A 26,960-nucleotide genomic window follows, 5' to 3' on the forward strand; every position below is an offset into this window, starting at 1 on the left:
CGACAACGTTGCCGCTGTTGATGTGGCGCACTATACGGAGCGCTATTTGATCTGTAAACCCCTGATTTAATAAAATTAAATCAAACCGCTAAAATGCAAAAACCCGCTTTCGCGGGTTTTTGTGTGAGCCTTGAAATTGAACTAATCTCAAGCTCGTAATTGGTGCCCAGAAGAAGACTCGAACTTCCACGACCTTGCGGTCACCAGCACCTGAAGCTGGCGTGTCTACCAATTTCACCATCTGGGCAGTATCGGCAACGCTGTACGTCGTCGATGGCGCGCACTATACGGAGCGTCGTTTTAACTGTAAACCCCTGATATCAAAAAAACAGGGAAAACTTTACGAATGCTGCCAGGCGGTCGCATTCCGGCGGCAGGAAAGGGCATTTGGGGCCTTCAGTAGCCTGAAATTTCCCGTTTCATTACGCCTATGCCAAACTAACCCGCATATAGACAAGGTGAAAACTCTCTAATGGCCGATTGGCAGTCCCTCGATCCCGAGGCCGCTCGTGAAGCGGAAAAATATGAAAACCCTATTCCTAGCCGCGAACTGATCCTTCAGCACCTTGCTGATCGAGGTTCGCCTGCTAACCGCGAGCAACTGGTCGAAGAGTTTGGTCTGACCACAGAAGACCAGGTCGAAGCCCTGCGCCGCCGCCTGCGCGCCATGGAGCGCGACGCTCAACTGATCTACACCCGTCGTGGTACTTACGCACCGGTGGACAAGCTCGACCTGATCCTTGGCCGCATCAGCGGTCACCGTGACGGCTTCGGCTTCCTGGTGCCGGACGACGGCAGTGACGACCTGTTCATGAGCCCGGCGCAAATGCGCCTGGTGTTCGACGGCGACCGTGCCCTGGCGCGCGTGTCTGGCCTGGATCGTCGCGGGCGTCGCGAAGGCATGATCGTCGAAGTGGTGTCGCGTGCTCACGAAACCATCGTCGGCCGCTACTTCGAAGAAGGCGGCATCGGCTTTGTCGTCGCTGACAACCCGAAGATCCAGCAGGAAGTGCTGGTGACTCCGGGCCGCAACGCGAACGCGAAGGTCGGTCAATTCGTTGAAGTAAAGATTACCCACTGGCCAACCCCACGCTTCCAGCCGCAAGGCGACGTGGTCGAGGTAGTGGGTAACTACATGGCGCCGGGCATGGAAATCGATGTCGCCCTGCGTACCTACGACATTCCTCACGTCTGGCCGGAAGCGGTCCTCAAGGAAGCGGCCAAGCTCAAGCCGGAAGTCGAAGAGAAGGACAAAGAGAAACGCATCGACCTGCGCCATCTGCCGTTCGTCACCATCGACGGCGAAGATGCCCGCGACTTCGATGACGCCGTCTACTGCGAGTCCAAGCCAGGCAAGCTGCGCCTGTTCTCCGGCGGCTGGAAGTTGTACGTGGCGATTGCCGACGTTTCCAGCTACGTGAAGATCGGCTCGGCCCTGGATAACGAGTCCCAGGTTCGCGGCAACTCGGTGTACTTCCCCGAGCGCGTGATCCCAATGCTGCCCGAGCAGCTGTCCAACGGCCTGTGCTCGCTGAATCCGCACGTCGATCGCCTGGCCATGGTTTGCGAGATGACCATCTCCAAGTCCGGCGAAATGACCGACTACTGCTTCTACGAAGCGGTGATCCACTCCCACGCCCGCCTGACCTACAACAAGGTCAGCGCGATGCTGGAAACGCCGAAACTCTCCGAGGCGCGTCAACTGCGCGGCGAGTACAACGACGTCCTGCCACACCTCAAGCAGCTCTACTCGCTGTACAAAGTGTTGCTGGCCGCTCGTCACGTGCGTGGTGCGATCGATTTCGAAACCCAGGAAACCCGGATCATCTTCGGTTCCGAGCGCAAGATCGCGGAAATCCGCCCGACTGTGCGTAACGACGCGCACAAGCTGATCGAGGAATGCATGCTGGCGGCCAACGTGGCTACCGCCGAGTTCCTCAAGAAGCACGAGATTCCTGCGTTGTACCGTGTTCACGATGGCCCGCCACCGGAACGCCTGGAAAAACTGCGCGCCTTCCTCGGCGAGCTCGGCCTGTCCCTGCACAAAGGCAAGGATGGTCCGTCGCCGAAGGACTATCAGGCCTTGCTGGCCGGTATCAAGGATCGCCCGGATTTCCACCTGATCCAGACGGTCATGCTGCGTTCGTTGAGCCAGGCGGTGTACAGCGCGGACAATCAGGGCCACTTCGGCCTGAATTACGAAGCCTATACCCACTTCACCTCGCCGATCCGCCGCTACCCGGACCTGCTCACGCACCGGGCGATTCGCAGTGTCATCCATTCGAAGATGAACACCCCGCACGTCAAGCGTGCTGGCGCGATGAGTATTCCGAAGGCGCGTATCTATCCGTACGACGAAGCGACGCTGGAGCAACTCGGCGAGCAGTGCTCGATGAGCGAGCGCCGCGCCGACGAAGCCACTCGCGACGTGGTGAACTGGCTCAAGTGCGAGTTCATGAAAGATCGCGTGGGCGAGTCGTTCCCGGGTGTGATCACCGCCGTGACCGGTTTTGGCCTGTTCGTCGAGCTGACCGATATCTATGTCGAAGGCCTGGTCCATGTCACCGCGTTGCCGGGCGACTACTACCACTTCGACCCTGTGCACCACCGCCTGGCCGGTGAACGTACCGGTCGCAGCTTCCGCCTCGGCGACACCGTCGAAGTGCGCGTGATGCGGGTTGATCTGGACGAGCGCAAGATCGACTTCGAGATGGCGGAAAAAACCATCAGCGCACCGATCGGCCGCAAGAAGCGCGGCAGCGAAACCGCCGCTCCGGCTGCCAAGACCGCCGCAGAACCAGCGCCGGCGAAAACCGGTCGTCGTGGTCCTGCCAAGGAAAAGGCTGCCGAAGCCTACCGCCCAAGCGATGCCGCGGCGAAAAACGCCGAAGTGCGCAAGAGTCGGGAAATGAAACAGGCGTTGCTGGCCGAAGCGAAAAGCGGTGGTAAAGCGGCGTCTGGGGGAAAGACCGGACGGTCGGCGCCTGAAAAGGCCACCGGCGGCAAGCCAGCCAAACCGAGTAAACACCGTAAGGGTCCGCCAAAAGCGGGCTCGGCTCCAGCCAAAAGCGGCGGGGCACGTAAACCTAAGGCCAAGTCATGAGTCAGTTGGAAAAAATCTACGGCGTGCATGCGGTAGAAGCATTGCTGCGTCACCACCCGAAACGCGTCAAGCAGATCTGGCTGGCCGAAGGCCGCAGCGATCCGCGGGTGCAGACGCTGATCGAGCTGGCCAGCGAAAACCGCGTTGCGGTCGGCCAGGCCGAGCGTCGTGAGCTGGATGCCTGGGTCGAGGGCGTGCACCAGGGCGTGGTTGCGGATGTCAGTCCGAGCCAGGTCTGGGGTGAGGCCATGCTCGACGAGCTGTTGGACCGTACCGAAGGCGCACCGCTGTTGCTGGTGCTCGACGGTGTGACCGACCCGCACAACCTCGGTGCCTGCCTGCGTTCGGCCGATGCGGCCGGTGCGCTGGCGGTGATCGTGCCGAAGGACAAGTCAGCGACCCTGACCCCGACTGTACGAAAAGTAGCCTGTGGCGCCGCGGAAGTGATTCCGTTGGTGGCCGTGACCAACCTGGCGCGCACCCTGGAAAAACTCAAGCAGCGTGGCTTGTGGGTGGTCGGAACGGCGGGCGAAGCCGAGCAGAGCCTGTATCAGCAGGACATGACCGGCCCGACGATCCTGATCATGGGCGCCGAAGGCAGCGGCATGCGTCGCCTGACCCGTGACCTGTGCGACTACCTGGTGCACTTGCCGATGACCGGCAGCGTCAGCAGCCTCAACGTGTCCGTGGCCACAGGTGTCTGCCTGTTCGAAGCCCAGCGTCAGCGCAGCGTCAAGGCTGCCGGGACCGGCAAAAAGTCCTGACCCGGTTGTGTTCCCTGTAGGAGCGAGCTTGCTCGCGATAGCGGTGCAACATTCGGCATCAATGTTGAATGTTGTGCCCTCATCGCGAGCAAGCTCGCTCCTACAGGGGTTTGTGGTGTCGCGCAAATGCGCATGCGAACGAACTGTTCAAATATTCACCAATAACCTTGCACCTCTCCTGTCCCTTCTCTACAATTGCGCCCCTTGCTGTGACGGCAGGCACGCATGTGTCTATCGCAAGCAAGTCCATAAGTGTCATTCACTCCTTGTCTGACCGCTTTTGAGCGGCAGGCTACAACCCGTAAGGAGCATTCATGCGTCATTACGAAATCATCTTTTTGGTCCACCCGGATCAAAGCGAGCAAGTCGGCGGCATGGTTGAGCGTTACACCAAGCTGATCGAAGAAGACGGCGGCAAAATCCACCGTCTGGAAGATTGGGGCCGTCGTCAACTGGCCTACGCAATCAACAATGTTCACAAGGCTCACTACGTGATGCTGAACGTTGAGTGCACTGGCAAGGCCCTGGCCGAGCTGGAAGACAACTTCCGCTACAACGATGCAGTGATCCGTAACCTGGTCATCCGTCGCGAAGAAGCCGTTACCGGCCAATCCGAGATGCTCAAGGCTGAAGAAAACCGCAGTGAGCGCCGTGAGCGTCGCGACCGTCCTGAGCACGAAGGCGCCGAAAGCGCTGATAGTGATGACAGCGACAACAGCGATAACGCTGACGAGTAATCCACGGACCTTTTAAGGAGCCTATCAAATGGCACGTTTCTTCCGTCGTCGTAAATTCTGCCGCTTCACCGCTGAAGACGTGAAAGAGATCGATTACAAAGATCTCAACACTCTGAAAGCCTACGTATCCGAGACCGGCAAAATCGTTCCAAGCCGCATCACCGGTACCAAAGCACGTTATCAGCGTCAGCTGGCCACCGCTATCAAGCGCGCCCGCTTCCTGGCCCTGCTGGCCTACACCGACAGCCACGGCCGCTGAGACCGGGCAGTCGACACGTAGTAAGGGATTGAATGCATGCGTGCCATAGCTGAGTTCATCATGCGCGGCCGTATGCAGGCCACTCTCGTAGTGGCCGGATGCGCGGCATTGCCGTTGTTGTATTGGTTGGGTGCTGCCGCAGGGAGCCTGGTGCTGCTGCGGCGCGGATTGAAGGACGCCTTGGGCGTCCTTGCTCTGGGGATGCTGCCAGCCTTGATTTGGTGGCTGTATTCCGATGATCCACGGGCACTCATGGTGCTGCTGGGATCTTCGGGCCTTGCGTTGGTTTTACGCGCAAGTGAGTCCTGGAACCGCACGCTGCTGGTCAGCGTAGCGATGGGAGTGGTGTTTTCGGTGGTGCTGGGTGCGGTTTACCGTCCCCACATCGAGATGCTGGCACAGGAACTGGTCAAGATCCTGCCGCTGGCCCTCGGTGACCTCTACCAGCAATTGTCGGTAGAGGAGCGAGCGCGTCTCGCCGCCCTGATTGCACCGGTCCTGACTGGCCTGATAGCGGCCTTGTTGCAAATCGTCAGTGTGCTGAGCCTGATTGTCGGGCGCTACTGGCAGGCGTTGTTGTACAACCCCGGTGGTTTTGGTCGCGAGTTTCGCGCCATCCGAATCCCGCTGGGGCCGGCGATGTTGCTGCTGGCGTGCATGCTTCTGGGGCCGAACTTCGGTACCCAGATGGCCATGTTGACGCCGTTGTGCAGCGTACCGCTGGTGTTCGCCGGGCTGGCCTTGATTCATGGGCTGGTGGCTGAAAAGCGACTGGCCAAGTTTTGGCTGGTGGGGTTGTACGTAACGCTGTTGCTGTTTATGCAGCTGATCTATCCGTTGCTGGTGGTCCTGGCCATTGTCGACAGCCTGATTGATTTTCGCGGTCGTTTGACGCCGAAAGACGTCGATAACGCGAACGGTGAAGGTTAAAAGTTAAGAGGATTTTCACATGCAACTGATCCTTCTGGAAAAAGTCGCCAACCTGGGCAACCTGGGCGACAAAGTGAACGTTAAGGCTGGTTACGGCCGTAACTACCTGCTGCCTTACGGCAAAGCTACCGCTGCGACCGCTGCCAACCTGGCTGCGTTCGAAGAGCGTCGTGCTGAGCTGGAAAAACTGGCTGCAGACAAAAAAGCTTCGGCTGAAAGCCGCGCTGCCCAACTGGCTGAGCTGGAAGTGACTATCACTGCCACCGCCGGTGACGAAGGCAAGCTGTTCGGTTCGATCGGTACTCACGACATCGCTGATGCACTGACCGCCTCTGGCGTTGAAGTTGCAAAAAGCGAAGTTCGTCTGCCGAACGGCACCATCCGCAACGTAGGTGAATTCGACGTAGCCGTGCACCTGCACGCTGAAGTTGAAGCCACCGTACGCGTTGTCGTGGTAGCAGCTTAAGCAGCACCTAACTGACTGGCACCTCGCGTGTCAGCCAGTTAACATCGGGCACGATCCTGTTTACAGGTCGTGCCTTTTGTTTTTCTACGATCCCCTAATTCCAAGTGGCCATGAACGATATCTCCGCTCCTGAGCAATACGATCTGCAAACCGCCGCGTTGAAAGTGCCGCCCCATTCCATCGAGGCCGAACAGGCTGTACTCGGTGGTCTGATGCTGGACAACAACGCCTGGGAACGCGTGCTCGATCAGGTCTCGGACGGTGATTTCTATCGTCATGACCACCGCCTGATTTTCCGTGCGATTGCCAAGCTGGCGGACCAGAATTCGCCGATCGACGTGGTGACCCTCGCCGAACAGCTCGACAAGGAAGGCCAGACCTCCCAGGTGGGCGGCCTCGGTTATCTGGGTGAGCTGGCGAAAAACACCCCGTCGGTCGCCAACATCAAGGCCTACGCCCAGATCGTTCGTGCCCGGGCAACATTGCGGCAGTTGATCGGCATCGCCACCGAAATTGCCGACAGCGCCTTCAACCCCGAAGGGCGTACGGCTGAAGAGATTCTCGACGAAGCCGAACGGCAGATCTTCCAGATCGCCGAGGCCCGGCCTAAAACCGGCGGCCCGGTGAGCGTGAATGACCTGCTGACCAAGGCCATCGATCGCATCGACACCCTGTTCAACACTGACAACGCCATCACCGGCCTGTCCACCGGCTACACCGACCTCGACGAGAAAACCAGCGGCCTGCAACCGGCTGACTTGATCATCGTCGCTGGCCGTCCGTCCATGGGTAAAACCACCTTTGCGATGAACCTGGTGGAAAACGCCGTGTTGCGCAGCGACAAGTGCGTACTGGTCTACTCCCTCGAGATGCCAGGCGAATCGCTGATCATGCGTATGTTGTCGTCCCTGGGCCGTATCGACCAGACCAAGGTCCGGGCCGGTCGCCTGGACGACGACGATTGGCCGCGCCTGACCTCGGCGGTCAACCTGCTCAACGACCGCAAGCTGTTCATCGACGATACGGCCGGTATCAGCCCTTCGGAAATGCGCGCGCGGACCCGCCGACTGGTGCGTGAGCACGGTGACGTCGCGCTGATCATGATCGACTACCTGCAGCTGATGCAGATCCCGGGGTCGGGTGGCGACAACCGGACCAACGAGATTTCCGAGATATCCCGTTCCTTGAAGGCCCTGGCCAAGGAATTCAACTGCCCGGTAGTGGCGTTGTCCCAGCTCAACCGCTCCCTGGAGCAACGACCGAACAAACGGCCAATCAACTCCGACTTGCGGGAGTCCGGAGCGATCGAGCAGGATGCCGACGTGATCATGTTCGTTTACCGGGACGAGGTGTATCACCCGGAAACCGAGCACAAGGGCATCGCCGAAATCATCATCGGCAAGCAGCGTAACGGCCCGATCGGCACCTCACGACTGGCGTTCATCGGCAAGTACACGCGCTTCGAAAACCTCGCGCCGGGCAGCTACAATTTCGACGACGAGTAAGTTGTGTAGTGCCTGAAAGGGCCTCATCGCGGGCAAGCCCGCTCCCACAGGGTTAGTGTGATCCCTGTGGGAGCGGGCTTGCCCGCGATTGGGTCGCCGTAATTTCCGACCATAACCGTCGGAATTGGTCAAAATTTGTGCTATATTCCGCGCCCGCGATTTTTCATCTCAACACCGGTCACCGTCATGCAAACAGCCAAGCCGTTATTTGACTATCCCAAGTACTGGGCCGAATGTTTCGGTCCTGCGCCATTCCTGCCGATGAGCAGGGAGGAGATGGATCAGCTTGGCTGGGATTCCTGCGACATCATCATCGTTACCGGTGATGCGTACGTCGACCACCCATCGTTCGGCATGGCCATCATCGGCCGGCTGCTGGAGTCCCAGGGCTTTCGCGTCGGGATCATTGCCCAGCCGAACTGGCAGTCCAAAGACGATTTCATGAAGCTCGGCGAGCCGAACCTGTTCTTCGGTGTCGCGGCCGGCAACATGGACTCGATGATCAACCGCTACACCGCCGACAAGAAGATCCGTTCCGACGACGCCTACACCCCAGGTGGCATGGCCGGCAAACGTCCGGATCGCGCAAGCCTGGTGTACAGCCAGCGCTGCAAGGAAGCCTACAAGAACGTGCCGATCGTGCTCGGTGGCATCGAAGCTTCCCTGCGCCGCATCGCCCACTACGATTACTGGCAGGACCGGGTGCGCAACTCGATCCTGATCGACGCCTGCGCCGACATCCTGCTATACGGCAACGCCGAGCGGGCCATTGTCGAAGTCGCCCAGCGCCTGTCCTACGGACACAGGATCGAAGACATCACCGACGTGCGCGGTACCGCGTTCATTCGTCGTGACACGCCTGCAGGCTGGTACGAAGTCGACTCCACGCGCATCGACCGTCCGGGCAAGGTCGACAAGATCATCAACCCGTACGTCAACACCCAGGACACCCAAGCCTGCGCCATCGAGCAGGAAAAAGGGCCCGTCGAGGATCCGAGCGAAGCTAAAGTCGTGCAGATCCTGGCCAGCCCGCGCATGACCCGCGACAAGACCGTGATTCGCCTGCCATCGGTGGAAAAAGTCCGTGGTGACGCGGTGCTCTACGCCCACGCCAACCGGGTATTGCACCTGGAAACCAACCCGGGCAACGCCCGTGCGCTGGTGCAGAAGCATGGCGAAGTCGACGTCTGGTTCAACCCGCCGCCGATTCCGATGACCACCGAAGAAATGGACTACGTGTTCGGCATGCCCTACGCCCGTGTCCCGCACCCGGCGTACGGCAAGGAGAAGATCCCGGCCTACGACATGATCCGCTTCTCGGTCAACATCATGCGCGGCTGCTTCGGTGGCTGCACCTTCTGCTCGATTACCGAGCACGAAGGCCGGATCATCCAGAACCGTTCCGAAGAGTCGATCATTCGCGAAATCGAAGAGATCCGCGACAAAGTGCCGGGTTTCACCGGGGTCATTTCCGACCTTGGCGGGCCGACCGCGAACATGTACCGCATCGCCTGCAAGAGCCCGGAAATCGAATCCGCGTGCCGCAAGCCATCCTGCGTGTTCCCGGGCATCTGCCCGAACCTCAATACCGACCACTCGTCGCTGATCCAGCTGTATCGCAGCGCACGCGCCTTGCCGGGTGTGAAGAAGATCCTGATCGCCTCGGGCCTGCGTTACGACCTGGCGGTCGAGTCGCCTGAGTACGTCAAGGAACTGGTGACCCACCACGTCGGTGGTTACCTGAAGATCGCCCCGGAACACACCGAGGAAGGTCCGCTCAACCAGATGATGAAACCGGGCATCGGCAGCTATGACAAGTTCAAGCGCATGTTCGAGAAGTACACCAAGGAAGCGGGCAAGGAGCAGTACCTGATTCCGTACTTCATCGCGGCCCACCCGGGCACCACCGACGAAGACATGATGAACCTGGCCCTGTGGCTCAAGGGCAACGGATTCCGCGCCGACCAGGTACAGGCGTTCTACCCGTCGCCGATGGCCACGGCCACCGCCATGTACCACTCGGGCAAGAACCCGCTGCGCAAGGTCACCTACAAGAGCGACGGCGTGACCATCGTCAAGAGCGAGGAGCAGCGTCGCCTGCACAAGGCGTTCTTGCGTTACCACGACCCGAAAGGCTGGCCAATGCTGCGTGAAGCGCTGACCCGCATGGGCCGCGCCGACCTGATCGGGCCGGGCAAGAACCAGTTGATTCCGCTGCACCAGCCGGCTAGCGACAGCTACCAGAGTGCCCGTCGCAAGAACTCGACGCCGGCTGGCAGCCATAAAGTGGCGGCGACGGAAAAGACCACCAAGATCCTCACCCAGCATACCGGCCTGCCGCCGCGTGCCAGTGATGGTGGCAATCCGTGGGACAAGCGTGAACAGGCCAAGGCTGCGGCGTTCGCCCGTAACCAGCAGGCGGCCAAGGAGCGTAAGGATGCGGCCAAAGGCAAGGGCCCGAAACCTGCGCGCAAGCCGGTTGTGCCGCGCTAAGCCGCGCCCCCGCTGAACAGAACGCCAACCTTCGGGTTGGCGTTCTGCATTTCAGGCTTGGGAAATGTACTGGAGCTGCTGGCCTCATCGCGGGCAAGCCCGCTTCCACAGTGTTGGAGGTTGTCTGCTTTATTGCATTCGCAGCGATCCTTGTGGGAGCGGGCTTGCCCGCGAAGAGGCCGGAACTGCCAACCAATTTCTGACGGATCGCCACATTTACGTGCACCTGCGCCAAACCATTTTCCTGCAGCGCCCGATTTTGGTGCTGTACTGCCTCAAGCAACCGGAGAAAGCGCCAGCGCTGCTGTATGGCATAAGTCTTGCGCGGTGCCCGGTACGCTTTAGGCTCGCAGGAGGCACGCCGTGTCGATTCATGTCGCATTGCACCACGTCACGCACTACCGCTACGACCGCGCCGTCGAACTCGGCCCGCAGATCGTGCGCCTGCGCCCGGCGGCCCATAGCCGCACGCGGATCCTCTCTTATTCGCTGAAAGTGTTGCCCGAGCAGCACTTCATCAACTGGCAGCAAGACCCCCAGGGCAACTACCTGGCGCGCTTGGTGTTCCCGGAAAAGACTGAGCAACTGCGCATCGAAGTCGACTTGCTGGCCGAAATGGCGGTGTTCAACCCGTTCGATTTTTTCCTCGAGCCCTACGCCGAGTACATCCCGTTCGCCTACGCCGCGGATGAGCGCAAGGAACTGGCGCCGTACCTCGAAACCCTGCCGCTGACCCCCAGGCTCAAGGCTTATCTGCAGGGTATCGAGCGCACGCCGCTGCCGGCCGTGGATTTCCTGGTGGCCCTCAACCAGCGCCTGAGCGAAGACATCGGTTACCTGATCCGCATGGAACCCGGGGTCCAGACCCCGGAATACACCCTGGAGCACGCATCCGGTTCATGCCGCGACTCGGCCTGGTTGCTGGTGCAGCTGCTGCGCAACCTCGGGCTGGCAGCGCGTTTTGTCTCGGGGTACCTGATCCAGCTCACGGCGGACGTGAAGAGCCTCGACGGGCCGTCCGGCACCGAAGTGGATTTCACCGACCTGCACGCCTGGTGCGAGGTCTACCTGCCGGGTGCGGGCTGGATCGGCCTGGACGCCACCTCTGGGCTGTTTGCCGGTGAAGGACACATTCCGTTGGCCTGTAGTCCCGATCCGTCCTCTGCGGCCCCGATCAGCGGCTTGGTCGAACCCTGTGAGTGTGAATTCAGCCATGAAATGTCGGTGGAGCGGATCTGGGAAGCGCCCCGGGTCACCAAGCCCTACACCGAGGAGCAGTGGCAGGCCATCCAGACCCTGGGCCGGCAGATCGACGGCGACCTGCTGGCCGGCGATGTGCGGCTGACCATGGGCGGCGAGCCGACCTTCGTTTCGATCGACGACCCGGATGGCGCCGAATGGAACACCGCCGCGCTCGGCCCGGACAAACGTCGGCTATCTGCCGAGCTGTTCCAGCGCCTGCGCAAGCATTACGCGCCCAAAGGCCTGGTGCATTTCGGCCAGGGCAAGTGGTACCCCGGCGAACAACTGCCGCGCTGGTCGCTGAACTGCTACTGGCGGCGTGATGGCGTACCGGTCTGGCACAACAGTGCGTTGATCGCCGATGAGCAGCAGGACTACGGTGCGGATGGTGCGCTGGCCGGGCGTTTTCTGGCGAGTGTCGCCGAGCGCTTGAAATTGCCTGCGCGTTTTGTATTCCCGGCTTACGAAGATCATTTCTATTACCTGTGGCGCGAAGGCAACTTGCCGCTGAACGTCAGCGCCGAAGACCCGCGCCTGGACGAGCCGCTGGAGCGTGCGCGGCTGCGCAAGGTCTTCAGCCAGGGCCTGGACAAGGTGATTGGCCAGGTCCTGCCGCTGGCGCGCACCCCCCAGGGCGACCAGTGGCAAAGCGGGCGCTGGTACCTGCGCGATGAGCATTGTCGGTTGATCCCCGGCGATTCCCCCCTGGGCTATCGATTGCCACTGGGTTCCCAGCCTTGGGTAAAAGCCGCGGAGTATCCGTTCATTCACCCGCAGGACCCCAACCAGGACTTCCCAGCACTGCCGGGCACCGCGCAACTGGCGGTCCACGCTACGCCCGCAGAGGCCGAGGAGCGCGTGCCGGCACTCGACGAGTCGGCCGACTGGCTGACCCGCACCGCGTTCTGCGCCGAGGCTCGGGAAGGGCGCTTGTACCTGTTCATGCCGCCGCTTGCGCGGCTCGAGGATTACCTGGAGCTGGTCAGCGCCATCGAGGCCACCGCCCAGGAACTGCATTGCCCAGTGTTGCTGGAGGGTTATGAACCGCCCAGTGATCCGCGCCTGAGCAATTTCCGGGTGACCCCGGACCCAGGCGTGATCGAGGTCAACGTGCAGCCGTCCGCCACTTGGGATGAGCTGGTGGAGCGCACCGAGTTCCTTTACGAGGAAGCCCGCCAGACCCGCCTGACCAGCGAAAAATTCATGATCGACGGCCGCCACACCGGCACCGGCGGCGGTAACCATTTTGTACTGGGAGGCGCGACTCCGGCCGACTCACCCTTTCTGCGGCGTCCGGACCTGCTGCGCAGCCTGATCAGCTACTGGCACAACCACCCGTCCTTGTCCTACCTGTTTTCCGGCCTGTTCATCGGCCCGACGTCCCAGGCGCCGCGGGTCGACGAGGCGCGCAACGACGCCTTGTACGAGCTGGAAATCGCCTTCGCGCAAATGCCGCCGCCGGGTGAGGCCTGCGCTCCCTGGCTGGTGGATCGCCTGCTACGCAACCTGTTGATCGATGTCACCGGCAACACCCACCGCGCCGAGTTCTGTATCGACAAACTCTATTCGCCGGACGGTGCGACCGGGCGTTTGGGCCTGCTGGAGTTGCGGGCCTTCGAGATGCCGCCCCATGCGCGTATGAGCCTGGTCCAGCAACTGTTGCTGCGGGCCCTGGTGGCGCGCTTCTGGCGCGAGCCCTATGCGCCGGCCAAGCTGGCGCGCTGGGGGACGGAGCTGCATGACCGGTTCCTGCTGCCGCACTTTATCGAGCAGGACTTTGCCGATGTGCTGGTGGATCTCAACGCCGCCGGGTATGCGTTGCGCGCCGAATGGTTCGCCGCCCACCTGGAGTTCCGTTTTCCCAAGGTCGGCGATTATGCGGTCAGCGGCATCGAACTGGAGCTGCGCCAGGCGCTGGAGCCCTGGCATGTGCTGGGCGAGGAGGGCGCAACGGGAGGTACGGTGCGTTATGTCGACTCGTCCCTGGAACGCCTGCAGGTCAAGCTCACGGGGCTGGCTGCGCAGCGCTATGTGCTGACCTGCAATGGGGTTGCGGTGCCGCTGCAGCCGACCGGTCGGGTCGGCGAGTTTGTCGCCGGCGTGCGGTTCCGCGCCTGGCAGCCCGCCAACTGCCTGCAGCCAACCATCGGGGTGCATGCGCCCTTGGTGTTCGACCTGCTCGACACCTGGATGCAGCGCTCCCTGGGGGGCTGCCAATACCACGTTGCCCATCCGGGAGGGCGCAACTACGACAGCCTGCCGGTCAACGCCAACGAAGCCGAGAGCCGGCGCATGGCGCGGTTTTTCCGGCTTGGCCACAGCCCGGGACCCCTTCAGGTCCCGACCCTGACTATCAATGATGAGTTGCCCATGACCCTGGATTTGCGCCGGTTTGCGCAGGCCAGCCAATAACAGACCTGCCATAGTTATGCGCTAACCTGATTTTTTCCTGAGCCTGCCGAGCGTTCCATGCCTGACCTGCTAGACCGTTACCCGCTCACGGCGGGCACCTATCACGAACTGCTCGACGACAGCGGCGCCGTGCGCACGCATTGGCGGCGCCTGTTCGAGCAGGTGCAGCGCAGTTCGCCTGCACAATTGGTACAGCGCCAGGCGTTGCTGGCGCGACAGATCCAGGAAAACGGCGTCACTTACAATGTCTACGCCGACCCCAAGGGTGCCGACCGCCCCTGGGAGCTGGACCTGTTGCCCCACGTGATCGCCGCCGAGGAGTGGCAGCACCTGTCGGCCGGTATCGCCCAGCGTGCACGGCTGCTCAACGCGGTGCTGGCGGATCTGTATGGCCCGCAGCGCCTGATTGCCGAGGGCCTGCTGCCGGCGGAACTGGTGTTTGGCCATAACAATTTCCTGTGGCCGTGCCAGGGGATCCAGCCGCCTGCCGGCACCTTCCTGCACCTGTATGCAGTGGACCTGGCGCGCACCCCCGACGGGCGCTGGTGGGTCACCGCGGACCGCACCCAGGCACCGTCTGGCGCCGGTTATGCGCTGGAAAACCGCACCATCGTGTCCCGCGCGTTTCCCGAACTCTACCGCGACCTGCAGGTGCAACACCTGGCGGGGTTCTTCCGGACCCTGCAGGAAACCCTGGCCCGCCAGGCACCCAGCGCCGAGGAAGTGCCGCTGGTGGTGCTGTTGACCCCCGGGCGATTCAACGAGAGCTATTTCGAGCACCTGTACCTGGCCCGCCAACTGGGTTATCCGCTGGTCGAGGGCGGTGACTTGACGGTGCGGGATGCCACCGTCTACCTCAAGACCCTGAGTGGCCTGCGCCGGGTCCACGCGATCATGCGCCGGCTCGATGATGACTTCTGCGACCCGTTGGAGCTGCGCACCGACTCGGCCCTCGGCGTTCCAGGATTGCTCGATGCGGTGCGCCAGGGCCGGGTGCTGGTGGCCAACGCCCTGGGCAGCGGTGTTTTGGAATCGCCAGGCCTGTTGGGGTTTCTACCGAAGATCAATCAATACCTGTTCGGTGAGGAACTGCTCCTGCCGTCCATTGCCACTTGGTGGTGCGGCGAACCGCCGGTGCTGGAGCAAGCCTTGGAGAAGCTTCCCGAGCTGCTGATCAAGCCGGCCTTTCCCTCGCAGAGTTTTATCCCGGTGTTTGGCCGCGACTTGAGTGAAAAACAGCGGCTTGATCTGATACAACGCATCCGTGCGCGACCCTATGCCTATGTGGCGCAAGAATTGGCCCAGCTGTCCCAGGCGCCAGTGTGGCAGGCCGAAACCGGCCAGTTGCAGCCACGGGCCATCGGTATGCGGGTGTATGCGGTGGCCAGTCGCGACGGCTATCGGGTATTGCCCGGTGGCCTGACCCGGGTGGCCGCCGAGGCGGATGCCGAAGTGGTCTCGATGCAGCGTGGCGGTGCGAGCAAAGACACCTGGGTGCTGGGCGAGCGAGCCCCCGTCGGCGAACAATGGAAAGCCCAGCGAACCCTCGGCGTGCACGACCTGGTGCGGCGCGATCCGTACCTGCCGTCGCGGGTGGTGGAAAACCTGTTCTGGTTCGGCCGTTATTGCGAGCGCTGCGATGACAGCGCGCGTTTGCTGCGCATCATGCTTGCGCGTTATGTCGACGGCGACGATCCGCAGGCCCTGCAAGCGGCTGTCGAGCTGGGGGAAAGCCTGATGCTGCTGCCCGAGGAGGGCGAGTTGCCCGAGCGCCTGCTCGCCGCCTTGCTCGGTGCCGACTGGTCGTTCAGCCTGCGCGCCAACCTGCAGCGCTTGCAGTGGGCGGCGTCCCAGGTGCGCGGCAAGCTGTCGCGCGAGAACTGGCAGGCGTTGGTGGAGTTGCAGCGCGAAGCCATGGCGCTTTCGACCGAGGCCGCGGATTTTGGCGAGTTGCTGGATTTTCTCAACCGCCTGGTGATGTCGCTGGCCGCGTTGTCAGGGTTTGCCCTGGACGACATGACCCGCGACGAAGGCTGGCGCTTCTTGATGATCGGCCGGCGCATCGAGCGTTTGCAGTTCTTGAGCAGCAGCCTTGCGGGCTTTCTGCGTGGCGCCGGGGCGTTCGATCAGGCGGGCCTGGAATGGTTGCTCGAATTGGGTAACAGCAGCATCACCTACCGCTCCCGTTACCTGGCCGTGGCGCAGTTGATCCCGGTGCTGGACCTGTTGTTGCTCGATGAACAGAACCCCCATGCGGTGTTGTTCCAGTTGAAACTGGTGAGCCGCTCCCTGAAGCGCTTGAACCACGACTTCGCTGCGCCTGCCGAGGCGGCCTTGCCACTGTTGGTGGAGCGCCTGGCCGGGTTTGACCTTGGCTGCCTGGAAAACCCGCTTTTCGGTGACAGCAGTGTGCGCGCCGCCCTCGATGGCCTGGCGGACTTGCTGCAGGAGGTCGCCGATGTCAGCAACCAGGTGTCCGATCGCCTGGCCTTGCGGCATTTCGCCCATGTCGACGATGTCAGCCAACGTACGGTGTCCGTGTGAAAAGTGCCCGCTATCAGATTCTCCACGACACCCATTATCGCTACGACAGCCCGGTTTCCCTGGCCCAGCAGTTGGCCCATTTGTGGCCGCGGCCCTGTGCCTGGCAGCGCTGCACCGAGCAGCAGTTGCTGATCAGCCCATCACCGACGACCCGTCGCGATGAGCTGGACGTGTTCGGCAACCCGCTGACCCGCCTGGCATTCGAGCGACCCCACGATGAGTTGCAGGTCAATGCCCGGCTGACGGTCGAGGTGCTGGCCCGGGCATTGCCCGACTTCCAGCAGTCGCCGGCCTGGGAGGCGACCCGCAGTGCGCTGACCTACAGTGGCCAGTCAGTCGCCGACCAGGTGCTGCAGGCGTGTCGTTATCGCTTCGAGTCGCCGTATGTGCACTTGAAGAGCCCCTTCGTCGAATTCTCCGAAAGCTGTTTTGCGCCGGGGCGGCCGCTGATGCTGGGGGTACAGGCGTTGATGCAGAAGATCTTCAGCGAGTTCACCTTCGACGCCGAGGCCACGCAGGTCGCAACTCCGCTGGTGGAGGTGCTGGAGCGGCGGCGGGGGGTGTGCCAGGACTTTGCGCACCTGATGCTGGCGTGTGTGCGTTCCAGGGGATTGGCCGCGCGTTACGTCAGTGGCTATCTGCTGACGCAACCACCTCCCGGGCAGGCGCGGCTGATCGGCGCCGATGCGTCCCATGCCTGGGTGTCGGTGTTTTGTCCGGTAGTGGGGTGGGTGGATTTTGATCCGACCAACAATGTCCAGCCGGCGCTGGAGCACATCACCCTGGCCTGGGGCCGGGATTTTTCCGATGTGTCGCCGTTGCGTGGGGTGATTCTGGGGGGCGGCAGCCATGACCCGGAAGTACGGGTGACGGTCTTGCCGATGGACTAGCGCGGTCCGCCGTAGGAGCTGGCTGGCCAGCTCCTACAGAAGATAGGCGGGACACTGTCCGGTGGGGCTCAGGCGTCTGGCGCCTGCTCTTTCGGTGTTTCTACAGCGTCTTCGGCAGTCACTTCGCCTTCTGCATCCTGGTTCAGTGCGCCGGCCTCTTCATCGGCAGCCGCTTTCTTGCGTTGCAACTTTTCCTCTTTCTTCTGCTCTTTGGCCAAGTCTCTTTGACGCTTGGCGAAGGAGTAATTAGGTTTAGCCATGGGCGATCCTCTGGGGTCGAAGGTGAGGTTGAGCGGCGCGTATTCTGCCTTTAAACCGGGACCAAGGGTTAATCGGGTTTTTGCCCGTCCCATTTGGGGCTGACCACCGGCTGCCAGGCATCCAGTGCATCCAGCAGATCCTGCGGCGATTCGCTCGTTTGCAGCATGTCACGGTGCTGGCCGCGAACGAAGCCTTCACCGACGACATGATCAAGAAATGCAGTGAGTTTGCTGTAGAAACCATTCACCTCCAGCAGACCCAGCGGTTTGCCGTGGTAGCCGAGCTGGCCCCAGGTCCAGACTTCGAACAGTTCCTCGAAGGTGCCCAGGCCGCCGGGCAGGGCGATAAAGGCGTCGCTCAGTTCTGCCATGCGCGCCTTGCGGGCGTGCATGCCGTCGACCACTTCCAGGCGAGTCAGGCCGTTGTGGCCGATTTCCTTGTTTTTCAGGCTTTCGGGAATGATTCCGATCACTTCGCCACCGGCCGCCAGTGCGGCGTCGGCAACAATCCCCATCAAGCCGACCGCGCCACCGCCGTACACCAGCGTCAGCTTGCGCCGAGCCAGTTCCTGGCCCAGGGCAATCGCGGCCTCTCGATAGGCCGGGTCGGTACCGGTGCTGGCGCCGCAAAACACACAAACAGATGTTAAAGACATGCCTTCCTCCGTGATCAGTGACGAGCGCAGAGTAATGGCTGGCACCGGGTTGCTCCAAGATTAATCCGCGCGGCGGGCCTCATCAAATGTGCCACTGGCACCACAGGCGTAGGCGGCGAGCAAACTGCACAACAGGCTATTGAGGGACATGACGGACACTCCATTGGCGGGAACAATGGACCGATCTTAGGCTGGCGCGGGCTGTCTGGCTGGTAGATTGTTTCGATGAGTGTCATAGCTCGAAAGTTGTATACAATTCTTGATTCAGGTCATAGGAACTTCCGGAAATTTCAGGCAGTCTTTACAAGATATGGATTTTTTAACCCTGCCTTGGAGATTCACCATGTTTGCCAAACTTGTTGCGGTATCCCTGCTGACACTGGCTAGCAGCCAACTGATGGCTGCCGAATGCAAGGTCACCGTTGATTCCACTGACCAGATGTCCTTCAACACCAAGGCCATTGAAATCGACAAGAGCTGCAAAACATTCACCGTCGAGCTGACCCACTCCGGCAGCCTGCCGAAGAACGTCATGGGCCACAACCTGGTGATCAGCACTGAAGCTGACATGCAGCCGATCGCCACCGATGGCCTGGCAGCCGGCATCGACAAGAACTACCTCAAGGAAGGCGATACCCGCGTGATCGCCCACACCAAGATCATCGGTGCTGGCGAGAAAGACTCCGTGACCTTTGACGTGTCGAAACTCGACGCTGCGCAAAAATACGGCTTCTTCTGCTCGTTCCCTGGCCACATCTCGATGATGAAAGGCACCATTACCCTGAAGTAAGCCTATAGCGCCCATAAAAAAGCGTCCCGCCGGGACGCTTTTTTTGTGCCTGGCATTTATCGCGAGCCTGCTCGCGATGGCCGCGCCACAGACCCCTTGGTCAATCACGGAGCAAACGGCATCACCCGCTTGTGATGGGTCTTTCTATAGGTGTCACAAATGATCCGGAATGCTTCTTCACGCACCGGCTCACCGTGCAGGAAGGCATCGATCTCGGTGTAGGTGACGCCATGGGAGGCTTCGTCCGGTTTACCCGGCGACAGGTCCTCGAGGTCGGCGGTAGGGACTTTTTCCACCAGTGACTCAGGCGCGCCGAAGTGTCGGGCGATGGCCCGTACCTGGTTTTTCACCAGGCCGCTGAGGGGCGCGAGGTCACAGGCGCCGTCACCGAACTTGGTGAAAAAGCCCATCACCGCTTCGGCGGCGTGGTCAGTGCCAATCACCAGGCCGTGGGCGGCGCCGGCGATGGTGTACTGGGCGACCATGCGCATGCGGGCCTTGGTATTGCCCAGCACGAAATCCACCGACACCGCATGTTTGCCTTCAAAGGCCGCGACCTCACTGGCCAGTGCCTTGACCGCCGGACCGATGTTGACCGTGTGGCGCTCATCGGGTGCGATGAAGTCCACCGACGCCTGGGCTTCGTGTTCATCGAACTGGGTTTCGTACGGCAGGCGCACGGCGATGAATTTGTAGCCCGCATCACCGCTGCGCTCGCGCAGTTCACGCATGGCGCGTTGGGCCAGCAGGCCTGCGGTCAGCGAGTCGACGCCACCACTGATGCCCAGCACCAGGCTCTTGAGCCCGGAATTGACCAGGCAGTCCTGGATGAAAGCGATCCGCCGCACGATTTCCGCTTCCAGGGCAGCCTGGTCGGCGAAGGGCGGTTGGACCTTGAGCTGTTCAGCAATCTCACGCTGTACGGCTTGCATGAATTCACTCCTTGCTTGAATTGCCAGATAGGGCGGCAGGTACTTGAAACACATGTCGCAAATAGGCGACGAAATTCGGATCCTTGCAGTGGGTCTTGCCAGGCTCGTCGGAAATCTTGGCGACGGGCTGGCCGTTGCAGGCGGCCATTTTAAGCACGATGCTCATGGGTTCGACACCGGGAATGTCACAGGTCAGGTTGGTTCCGATGCCAAAGCTGACATTGATCCGCCCGCGCAACGCCCGGAAGATCTCCAGCGAGCGGGGCAGCGTCAGGCTGTCGGAGAACACCAGGGTCTTGCTCATCGGCTCGATGCCGAGCTTGTGATAGTGGGCGATGGCTTTTTCCGCCCACAGGATCGGGTCCCCGGAGTCGTGGCGCAGGCCGTCGAACAGCTTGGCGAAGTACAGGTCGAAGTCGTTGAGGAATGCATCGGTGGTGATGCAGTCGGTCAGGGCAATGCCGAGCAGGCCACGGTATTCGCGGACCCAGCAATCGAGGGCGGCGCTCTGGCTGTCGATCAGCCTTGGGCCGAGTTGCTGGTGGGCCATGATCCACTCGTGGGCCATGGTGCCCAGCGGTTTCATGTCGATTTCCCGGGACAGGTGCACGTTGCTGGTGCCGACGAAGCGCCCCGGGAAGTCGTGCTTGAGCACGTTGACCACTTCTTCCTGGACCCGGTAGGAAAACCGGCGACGGGTGCCGAAATCCGCGACCTGCAACTCGGACAACTCCTCGCTGCTGGCGTTGGCACTCAGCCAGTCGAACTTGCGATACAGCTGCTCGCGGGCTTGCTCGAGCACCACTTCGCGGTAGCGATAGCGGTTGCGCACCTCGCTGACAATCGCCAGCAACGGCACCTCGAACAAAATCACATGCAGCCATGGCCCGCGCAGGCGGATGAACAATTCGCCCTGTTCGATGCCGGTGTGGATGTAGCGCAGATTGAAGCGGAACAGCCCGAGAAAACGCAGGAAGTCCGGCTTCATGAAGCTGATGCGCTCCAGGAAACCCAACTGGTCGGCACTCAGGCTCAACTCGGCCAGGAGCTCGATCTGAAAACGGATTTCCGCCAGGTAAGGGCGCAGGTCTTCGCTGTTGCGGCAGCGAAACTCCCATTCGACTTCAACGTTAGGGTAGTTGTGCAGCACCGCCTGCATCATGGTCAGCTTGTAGAAGTCGGTGTCGAGCAGGTTCTGCACGATGCGATCGGCAAACACACTCTCGCTCATAACGGGGATCTCCAGGCTGGCCGCAGCCTTTAACGCAGTTTCATTGAGTGGGCGTAGTGGCGCATATCGGCAGTGGTGATTGCCAGTGATTTTTTGGCCGACGCCTATCCATTGTTGGAGCGACCCTCATCAGTTGGCTGCCGGGGTATCGATCTGCTCCAGCATCCACTTCACAAAATCCCGGACCTTGGGCACCTCCGCCGAGTGTTCCGGGTAGGCCAGGTAATAGGCGTCACTGCTGGGCATTGCATGCTGCCAGGGAATGACCAGCTTGCCGTCGGCCAGTTCTTCTTCCACCAGGAAACGCGGCAACAGGGCCACGCCACAGCCGACTTGCGCGGCGCGGATGCACATGTAGAACGTCTCGAAGCGTGGCCCGTGGTAGCTGTGTTCGGTCTGGTAACCCTGGCTGTCGAACCAGTCGTGCCAGGCCTGGGGCCGCGAGGCATTTTGCAGCAACACCAGGTCGGTGAGCTGGGTCGGGTCCGTGAAGGGGTGCTCCGGCAGGCTGCCGGGCGCGCACACCGGGACCAGTTCTTCGCCGAACAGCTTCAGGCACTCGGTGCCCGGTCGAGAGCCCTGGCCGAAGTAGAACGCCAGGTCGGCACGGCCTTGCAGCAGGTCGTCGGCTTCCTGTTCGCTGCACAGGTCCAGATGAATCTGCGGATGGCGCAGGCGCCAACCCTTGAGGCGAGGCACCAGCCAGCGGGCACCAAAAGTAGGCGGGGTGGACACCCGCAAGACTTCTGTCTCGCCACCGTAGGAGCGCAGGTAGTGGGTCGACATTTCGACCTGGGTAAGGATTTTTCGGACTTCAACCAGGTACAGATCCCCAGCCGGGGTCATTTGCAGGCGCCGCCGGACCCGGCGAAACAGCAGGTGCTGCAACAGCTCTTCCAGTTGCGCCACCTGTTTGCTCACTGCGCTCTGAGTCAGGTTCAACTCTTCGGCGGCGCGGGTGAAGCTCAGGTGGCGGGTGACCGCTTCAAAGCACTGCAGGGCAGTGATCGATGGCAAGTGGCGTTTATTCAGCATGGGTGGTCCCTTTGTTCTTGTTGCAACGCGTTGCATGAATAAACGGAATGATATCTCGCCTAATCGTCGTTTGTTGGCTCGTCTGTGTAGCGCTACAACTACAGGCCTGATCAGCCGACTTGCTGCGGCTGCGAACTTTCCGTTTTTTGCTTGAGGAGTGACCCATGGTTGCCGCATTGCTTGATCGTTTGGGGGTAAACCCGGCCCTGTACCAGAATGGCAAACAGCCCGTGCATTCACCAGTCGATGGCAGCCAGATTGCCTCGGTGAACTGGGAAGGTGCCGCCGAAGTCGAGCAGCAGGTCAGTCGTGCCGAGCATGCATTCGAATTGTGGCGCAAGGTGCCAGCGCCGCGCCGCGGTGAGCTGGTGCGCCAGTTCGGTGAGGTCCTGCGCGAATACAAGGCCGACCTGGGCGAGTTGGTGTCCTGGGAAGCCGGCAAGATCACTCAGGAAGGTCTGGGTGAAGTGCAGGAAATGATCGACATCTGCGACTTCGCCGTCGGGTTGTCCCGCCAACTTTATGGCTTGACCATCGCCTCCGAGCGCCCGGGTCACCACATGCGTGAAACCTGGCATCCGCTGGGCGTGGTCGGGGTGATCAGTGCGTTCAACTTCCCGGTCGCGGTCTGGGCCTGGAACACCACGCTGGCACTGGTGTGCGGCAACCCGGTGATCTGGAAGCCGTCGGAGAAAACCCCACTCACCGCACTGGCCTGCCAGGCGCTGTTCGAACGAGTGCTGAAGAATTTCAGTGATGCACCGCCCTACCTCAGCCAGGTGATCATCGGCGGCCGCGATGCCGGTGAAGCGCTGGTGGACGACCCGCGCGTAGCCCTGATCAGTGCCACCGGCAGTACCCGCATGGGCCGCGAAGTGGCGCCAAAAATCGCCGCCCGTTTCGCCCGCAGCATTCTCGAACTCGGTGGCAACAACGCGATGATCCTCGGCCCAAGCGCCGACCTGGACATGGCGGTCCGGGCCATCCTGTTCAGTGCCGTCGGCACTGCTGGCCAGCGCTGCACCACCTTGCGCCGGCTGATTGCCCACGAATCGGTCAAGGAAGAGATCGTCACCCGTCTCAAGGCCGCCTATTCCAAGGTGCGCATTGGCCATCCGCTGGAAGGCAACCTGGTCGGGCCACTGATCGACAAACACAGTTTCGACAACATGCAGGACGCCCTGGAGCAGGCTCTGAGTGAAGGCGGCCGAGTATTCGGCGGTAAGCGCCAGCTCGAGTCGCAGTTCCCCAACGCCTACTACGTCTCGCCAGCCATCGTCGAAATGCCCGAGCAAAGCGACGTGGTGTGCAGCGAAACCTTCGCGCCGATCCTCTACGTGGTTGGCTATAACGACTTCGCCGAAGCGCTGCGCCTCAACAACGCTGTACCGCAAGGCCTGTCGTCGTGCATCTTCACCACTGACGTACGTGAAGCCGAGCAGTTCATGTCGGCGGTGGGCAGCGACTGCGGGATCGCCAACGTCAACATCGGCCCGAGCGGTGCGGAAATCGGCGGCGCGTTTGGCGGCGAGAAAGAAACCGGCGGCGGTCGCGAGTCGGGCTCCGATGCGTGGCGCGGTTACATGCGACGCCAGACCAACACCGTCAACTACTCGCTGGAACTGCCGTTGGCCCAGGGCATTACGTTTGATTGAAACTGCAGTCGAGCGGTAGTCCCCAGTGGGAGCGAGCCTGCTCGCGATAGCGTCTTGTCAGCCAGCATCGTTGTTGGCTGGCTGATGGCAATCGCGAGCAGGCTCGCTCCCACATTGAATTGTGTGGGTTCGGTTTCTGATCGGAGTCTGGCAATGCCGTTACGCGAAGAATGCTTATGGGAAAAACTGACGCCGCAACGGCCTGACCGGGCGGCGCTCAAGGGCGAGGTGCGGGCCGATGTCTGCGTGATCGGCGCCGGCTTCACCGGCTTGTCGGCGGCCGTGCATTTGCTGGAACAGGGCAAGAGCGTCTGTGTACTTGAGGCTCAGCGCTGCGGCCAGGGCGGTTCGGGGCGCAACGTCGGGCTGGTGAACGCCGGCATGTGGATTCCCCCGGACGAGATTGAAGAGGGTTTTGGCGAAGTCGTCGGCAGTCAGCTCAATCGTATGCTCGGCGCGGCCCCCGCGCTGGTGTTCAGCCTGATCGACAAGTACCGCATCGACTGCCAGTTGCGCCGTGAGGGCACGCTGCACATGGCCCACAACCGTACTGGCGAAACCGATCTGCGCAGCCGCGAAGCGCAATGGAAACGTCGCGGCGCCCCGGTCGAACTGTTGACCGGAGCGGCCTGTGAGCAAGCCACCGGGACCAGGAAAATCGCCGCCGCGCTGCTTGATCGCCGCGCTGGCACACTCAATCCAATGGCCTACACCAGTGGCCTGGCCAAGGCCGCCGCCGACCTGGGTGGCCAGTTGTTCGACCACTCAGCGGTGACCCGGCTGGAGCGCCAGGGCCAGCTGTGGGCAGTACACACCGCCGAGGGCGCGGTTCTCGCCGAACAGGTAGTGATCGCTTCCAACGCTTACACCGAGGGTGACTGGACCGAGCTGCGGCGTAACTTTTTCCCGGGTTACTACTACCAGGTCGCTTCGGCGCCCCTGACCGAAGAAGCCGCGCAGCAGATCCTGCCAGGCGGCCAGGGTTCCTGGGACACCCGCCAGGTCCTGAGCAGCATTCGCCGTGACCAGGACGGTCGCCTGTTGCTCGGCAGCCTGGGCAATGGCAACCGCAAGCCCGCCTGGTTCCTCAAGGCCTGGGCCGATCGGGTGCAGCAACACTATTTCCCCTACCTCAAACCGGTGGACTGGGAGTGCACCTGGACCGGCTGCATCGCCTTTACCCCCGATCACCTGATGCGCCTGTTCGAGCCAGCGCCCGGCCTGGTCGCCGTCACTGGCTACAACGGCCGTGGAGTGACCACCGGTACCGTGGTCGGCAAAGCCTTCGCCGACTACCTGTGCCACGGTGATCCGCAAGCCTTGCCGATTCCCTTCGCACCCATGCAGCCAGTGCTGGGCGTGGGTTTGCGCAGTTGCCTGTACGAAACCGGGTTCTCCCTCTATCACGCGGGCCAGTGCCTGCGGATTGTCATTTAAACAAGGGAATTTGCCCTTGGGCGCGGCACTTTCGGCGGTAACGTCTAGCCTGTAATGGTGCGGGTTGTAGCAGTCCCGCACCAGCAGTGTGCAGTTCGGTGACGCGGGCTGTTACAGGTTGGTTGCACGTCGTTTCTGCTGACGGTTGCAATGGTGGCACGCGAAGGTTTCACCCTTAAAAAATAACGGTTTCACCTTCTGCGATCTAGACGGTTGCACGCCCAATGAAAATGGGCCCAAAACTGTCGAAAAAACAATAAGGCAACGACTTGCTCAAGAATAAAAAACCGATGGCACGGCCCTTGCTCTGAGCATTCAGTGAAGTTGCAGTGCCAACTAAAAAAAACCTTGGAGCACCACCTCATGTCCCAGACGTTTTACAAGAAAGGCTTTCTGGCCCTCGCAGTGGCTGCTGCGTTGGGTGTTTCTGCGTTTGCTCAGGCCGACCTCAAGATCGGTGTAGCGGGTCCGATGACGGGCGCCAACGCGGCATTTGGCGAGCAGTACATGAAGGGTGCACAGGCAGCGGCCGACGCCGTGAACGCCGCAGGCGGCGTGAATGGCGAGAAGATCGTGCTGGTCAAGGGCGATGACGCCTGCGAGCCAAAACAGGCAGTGACGGTCGCCAAGGACCTCACCAACCAGAAAGTTGCCGGCGTGGTCGGTCACTTCTGCTCCTCCTCGACTATTCCAGCCTCGGAAATCTACGACGAAGCCGGGATCATCGCGATCACCCCGGGTTCCACCAACCCACAGGTCACCGAGCGCGGCCTGAGCGCCATGTTCCGTATGTGCGGGCGTGACGACCAGCAAGGCATCGTGGCCGGCGACTACATCGTCGATGTGCTCAAGGGCAAAAAAGTCGTCGTGCTGCACGACAAGGACACCTACGGCCAGGGCCTGGCGGACGCAACCAAGGCCCAGTTGGTAAAGCGCGGCGTAACGCCGGTGCTGTATGAAGGCCTGACCCGCGGCGAAAAAGACTTCAGCGCCGTGGTCACCAAGATCCGCGCGGCCGGTGCCGACGTGGTGTATTTCGGCGGCCTGCACCCGGAAGCCGGTCCGCTGGTCAAGCAACTGCGTACCGAAGGCCTGAAAGACGTCAAGTTCATGTCCGATGACGGCATCGTCACCGACGAGTTGGTCACCACCGCTGGTGGCCCGCAATACGTCGATGGCGTGCTGATGACCTTCGGCGCCGACCCACGCATGCTGCCAGAGAGCAAGACGGTCGTGGATGCCTTCCGCAAGGCTGGCACCGAGCCTGAAGGCTACACCCTGTACGCCTACGCTTCGGTCCAGGCCCTGGCTGCAGGCTTCAACGGCGCGAAGTCGAACAAGGGCGAAGACGCCGCCAAGTGGCTCAAGGCCAACCCGGTCAAGACCGTGATGGGCGAGAAGACCTGGGACGCCAAGGGCGACCTGAAAGTCTCCGACTACGTGGTCTACCAGTGGGACAAGGACGGTAAATATCACCAGCTGGAAAAACAGAAATAACGGCACTTGATCAAGCGGACGCCACATTCCCTGTGGGAGCGGGCTTGCCCGCGATGACGGCCTGACAGTCGACAACTCTGTTGAATGATCTACCGCTATCGCTGGCAAGCCAGCTCCCACAA

20 protein-coding genes and 1 tRNA gene are annotated in these 26,960 nt (G+C 61.4%); 15 read left to right on the forward strand and 6 right to left on the reverse strand.

The window, feature by feature from the left end:
- Window positions 1-160 precede the first annotated feature (160 nt).
- Window positions 161-247, reverse strand: a tRNA-Leu gene (locus QMK50_RS16530).
- Between the two features lie 225 nt (window positions 248-472).
- Between QMK50_RS16530 and rnr the strand changes: the two genes are divergently transcribed.
- The 11 genes from rnr (at window position 473) to QMK50_RS16585 (ending at window position 17,345) form a co-directional block, all read left to right on the forward strand.
- The gene (rnr, locus tag QMK50_RS16535) at window positions 473-3,103 is read left to right on the forward strand and encodes a ribonuclease R (protein ID WP_159993455.1); all 2,631 of its coding nucleotides are present in this window, start codon (window positions 473-475) and stop codon (window positions 3,101-3,103) included.
- The gene (gene rlmB / locus QMK50_RS16540; protein ID WP_095169564.1) at window positions 3,100-3,867 is read left to right on the forward strand and encodes a 23S rRNA (guanosine(2251)-2'-O)-methyltransferase RlmB; all 768 of its coding nucleotides are present in this window, start codon (window positions 3,100-3,102) and stop codon (window positions 3,865-3,867) included. Before rnr ends, rlmB begins: the two co-directional genes overlap by 4 nt.
- A 314-nt stretch (window positions 3,868-4,181) precedes the next feature.
- Window positions 4,182-4,604, forward strand: a complete 423-nt coding sequence (gene rpsF, locus QMK50_RS16545; RefSeq protein ID WP_003217491.1) for a 30S ribosomal protein S6 — start codon at window positions 4,182-4,184, stop codon at window positions 4,602-4,604.
- A 28-nt stretch (window positions 4,605-4,632) separates the two neighbouring features.
- On the forward strand, window positions 4,633-4,863 hold the full coding sequence (rpsR, locus tag QMK50_RS16550) for a 30S ribosomal protein S18 (protein WP_002551829.1): 231 nt from the start codon (window positions 4,633-4,635) through the stop codon (window positions 4,861-4,863).
- A 36-nt stretch (window positions 4,864-4,899) separates the two neighbouring features.
- A complete protein-coding gene (locus QMK50_RS16555) occupies window positions 4,900-5,793 on the forward strand; it encodes a hypothetical protein (RefSeq protein WP_095169563.1) in 894 nt (297 codons plus the stop codon).
- Between the two features lie 19 nt (window positions 5,794-5,812).
- A complete protein-coding gene (gene rplI, locus QMK50_RS16560) occupies window positions 5,813-6,259 on the forward strand; it encodes a 50S ribosomal protein L9 (protein ID WP_095169562.1) in 447 nt (148 codons plus the stop codon).
- Between the two features lie 110 nt (window positions 6,260-6,369).
- Window positions 6,370-7,764, forward strand: a complete 1,395-nt coding sequence (gene dnaB, locus QMK50_RS16565) for a replicative DNA helicase (protein ID WP_017336265.1) — start codon at window positions 6,370-6,372, stop codon at window positions 7,762-7,764.
- Window positions 7,765-7,950: 186 nt separating this feature from the next.
- Window positions 7,951-10,257, forward strand: coding sequence for a YgiQ family radical SAM protein (locus QMK50_RS16570; protein WP_320333517.1), 2,307 nt, complete (start codon window positions 7,951-7,953; stop codon window positions 10,255-10,257).
- A 363-nt stretch (window positions 10,258-10,620) separates the two neighbouring features.
- A complete protein-coding gene (locus QMK50_RS16575) occupies window positions 10,621-13,911 on the forward strand; it encodes a transglutaminase family protein (protein ID WP_320333518.1) in 3,291 nt (1,096 codons plus the stop codon).
- 57 nt (window positions 13,912-13,968) lie between these two features.
- Window positions 13,969-16,455 (forward strand): circularly permuted type 2 ATP-grasp protein, encoded by a 2,487-nt coding sequence (locus tag QMK50_RS16580; protein WP_320333519.1) that lies wholly within the window; start codon window positions 13,969-13,971, stop codon window positions 16,453-16,455.
- Complete coding sequence (locus QMK50_RS16585) at window positions 16,452-17,345, forward strand: transglutaminase family protein (RefSeq protein ID WP_159993463.1); 894 nt, start codon at window positions 16,452-16,454, stop codon at window positions 17,343-17,345. The genes QMK50_RS16580 and QMK50_RS16585 overlap by 4 nt, the downstream gene beginning before the upstream one ends.
- A gap of 68 nt (window positions 17,346-17,413) precedes the next feature.
- Here the strand turns inward: QMK50_RS16585 and QMK50_RS16590 are convergent, their stop codons facing one another.
- Together QMK50_RS16590 and QMK50_RS16595 are read right to left on the reverse strand one after the other, a co-directional pair.
- Window positions 17,414-17,605, reverse strand: coding sequence for a hypothetical protein (locus QMK50_RS16590; protein ID WP_095169557.1), 192 nt, complete (start codon window positions 17,603-17,605; stop codon window positions 17,414-17,416).
- A 68-nt stretch (window positions 17,606-17,673) separates the two neighbouring features.
- A complete protein-coding gene (locus tag QMK50_RS16595; protein ID WP_095169556.1) occupies window positions 17,674-18,261 on the reverse strand; it encodes a TIGR00730 family Rossman fold protein in 588 nt (195 codons plus the stop codon).
- A gap of 343 nt (window positions 18,262-18,604) precedes the next feature.
- Between QMK50_RS16595 and azu the strand changes: the two genes are divergently transcribed.
- Window positions 18,605-19,051 (forward strand): azurin, encoded by a 447-nt coding sequence (gene azu, locus QMK50_RS16600; protein ID WP_095169555.1) that lies wholly within the window; start codon window positions 18,605-18,607, stop codon window positions 19,049-19,051.
- A 104-nt stretch (window positions 19,052-19,155) separates the two neighbouring features.
- Here the strand turns inward: azu and nadE are convergent, their stop codons facing one another.
- From nadE to QMK50_RS16615, 3 genes are all read right to left on the reverse strand, one after another.
- Window positions 19,156-19,983, reverse strand: a complete 828-nt coding sequence (gene nadE / locus QMK50_RS16605; RefSeq protein WP_320333520.1) for an ammonia-dependent NAD(+) synthetase — start codon at window positions 19,981-19,983, stop codon at window positions 19,156-19,158.
- A gap of 4 nt (window positions 19,984-19,987) precedes the next feature.
- The gene (gene pncB, locus QMK50_RS16610; protein WP_320333521.1) at window positions 19,988-21,214 is read right to left on the reverse strand and encodes a nicotinate phosphoribosyltransferase; all 1,227 of its coding nucleotides are present in this window, start codon (window positions 21,212-21,214) and stop codon (window positions 19,988-19,990) included.
- A gap of 129 nt (window positions 21,215-21,343) precedes the next feature.
- Complete coding sequence (locus QMK50_RS16615) at window positions 21,344-22,249, reverse strand: LysR family transcriptional regulator (RefSeq protein ID WP_159993467.1); 906 nt, start codon at window positions 22,247-22,249, stop codon at window positions 21,344-21,346.
- Window positions 22,250-22,413: 164 nt separating this feature from the next.
- Here QMK50_RS16615 and QMK50_RS16620 point away from each other — a divergent pair, with 164 nt between their 5' ends.
- From QMK50_RS16620 to QMK50_RS16630, 3 genes are all read left to right on the forward strand, one after another.
- Window positions 22,414-23,904: an aldehyde dehydrogenase family protein gene (locus QMK50_RS16620; RefSeq protein ID WP_166589851.1), complete on the forward strand. Its 1,491-nt coding sequence runs from the start codon at window positions 22,414-22,416 to the stop codon at window positions 23,902-23,904.
- Window positions 23,905-24,057: 153 nt separating this feature from the next.
- Window positions 24,058-25,341: an NAD(P)/FAD-dependent oxidoreductase gene (locus tag QMK50_RS16625; RefSeq protein ID WP_095169550.1), complete on the forward strand. Its 1,284-nt coding sequence runs from the start codon at window positions 24,058-24,060 to the stop codon at window positions 25,339-25,341.
- A 363-nt stretch (window positions 25,342-25,704) separates the two neighbouring features.
- Entirely contained in the window at window positions 25,705-26,838 is a 1,134-nt protein-coding gene (locus QMK50_RS16630; protein ID WP_095169549.1) for a branched-chain amino acid ABC transporter substrate-binding protein, read from the forward strand.
- The last annotated feature ends 122 nt before the right edge of the window (window positions 26,839-26,960 follow it).

It is taken from the genome of Pseudomonas sp. P5_152 (assembly GCF_033989915.1).
GTDB lineage: Bacteria > Pseudomonadota > Gammaproteobacteria > Pseudomonadales > Pseudomonadaceae > Aquipseudomonas.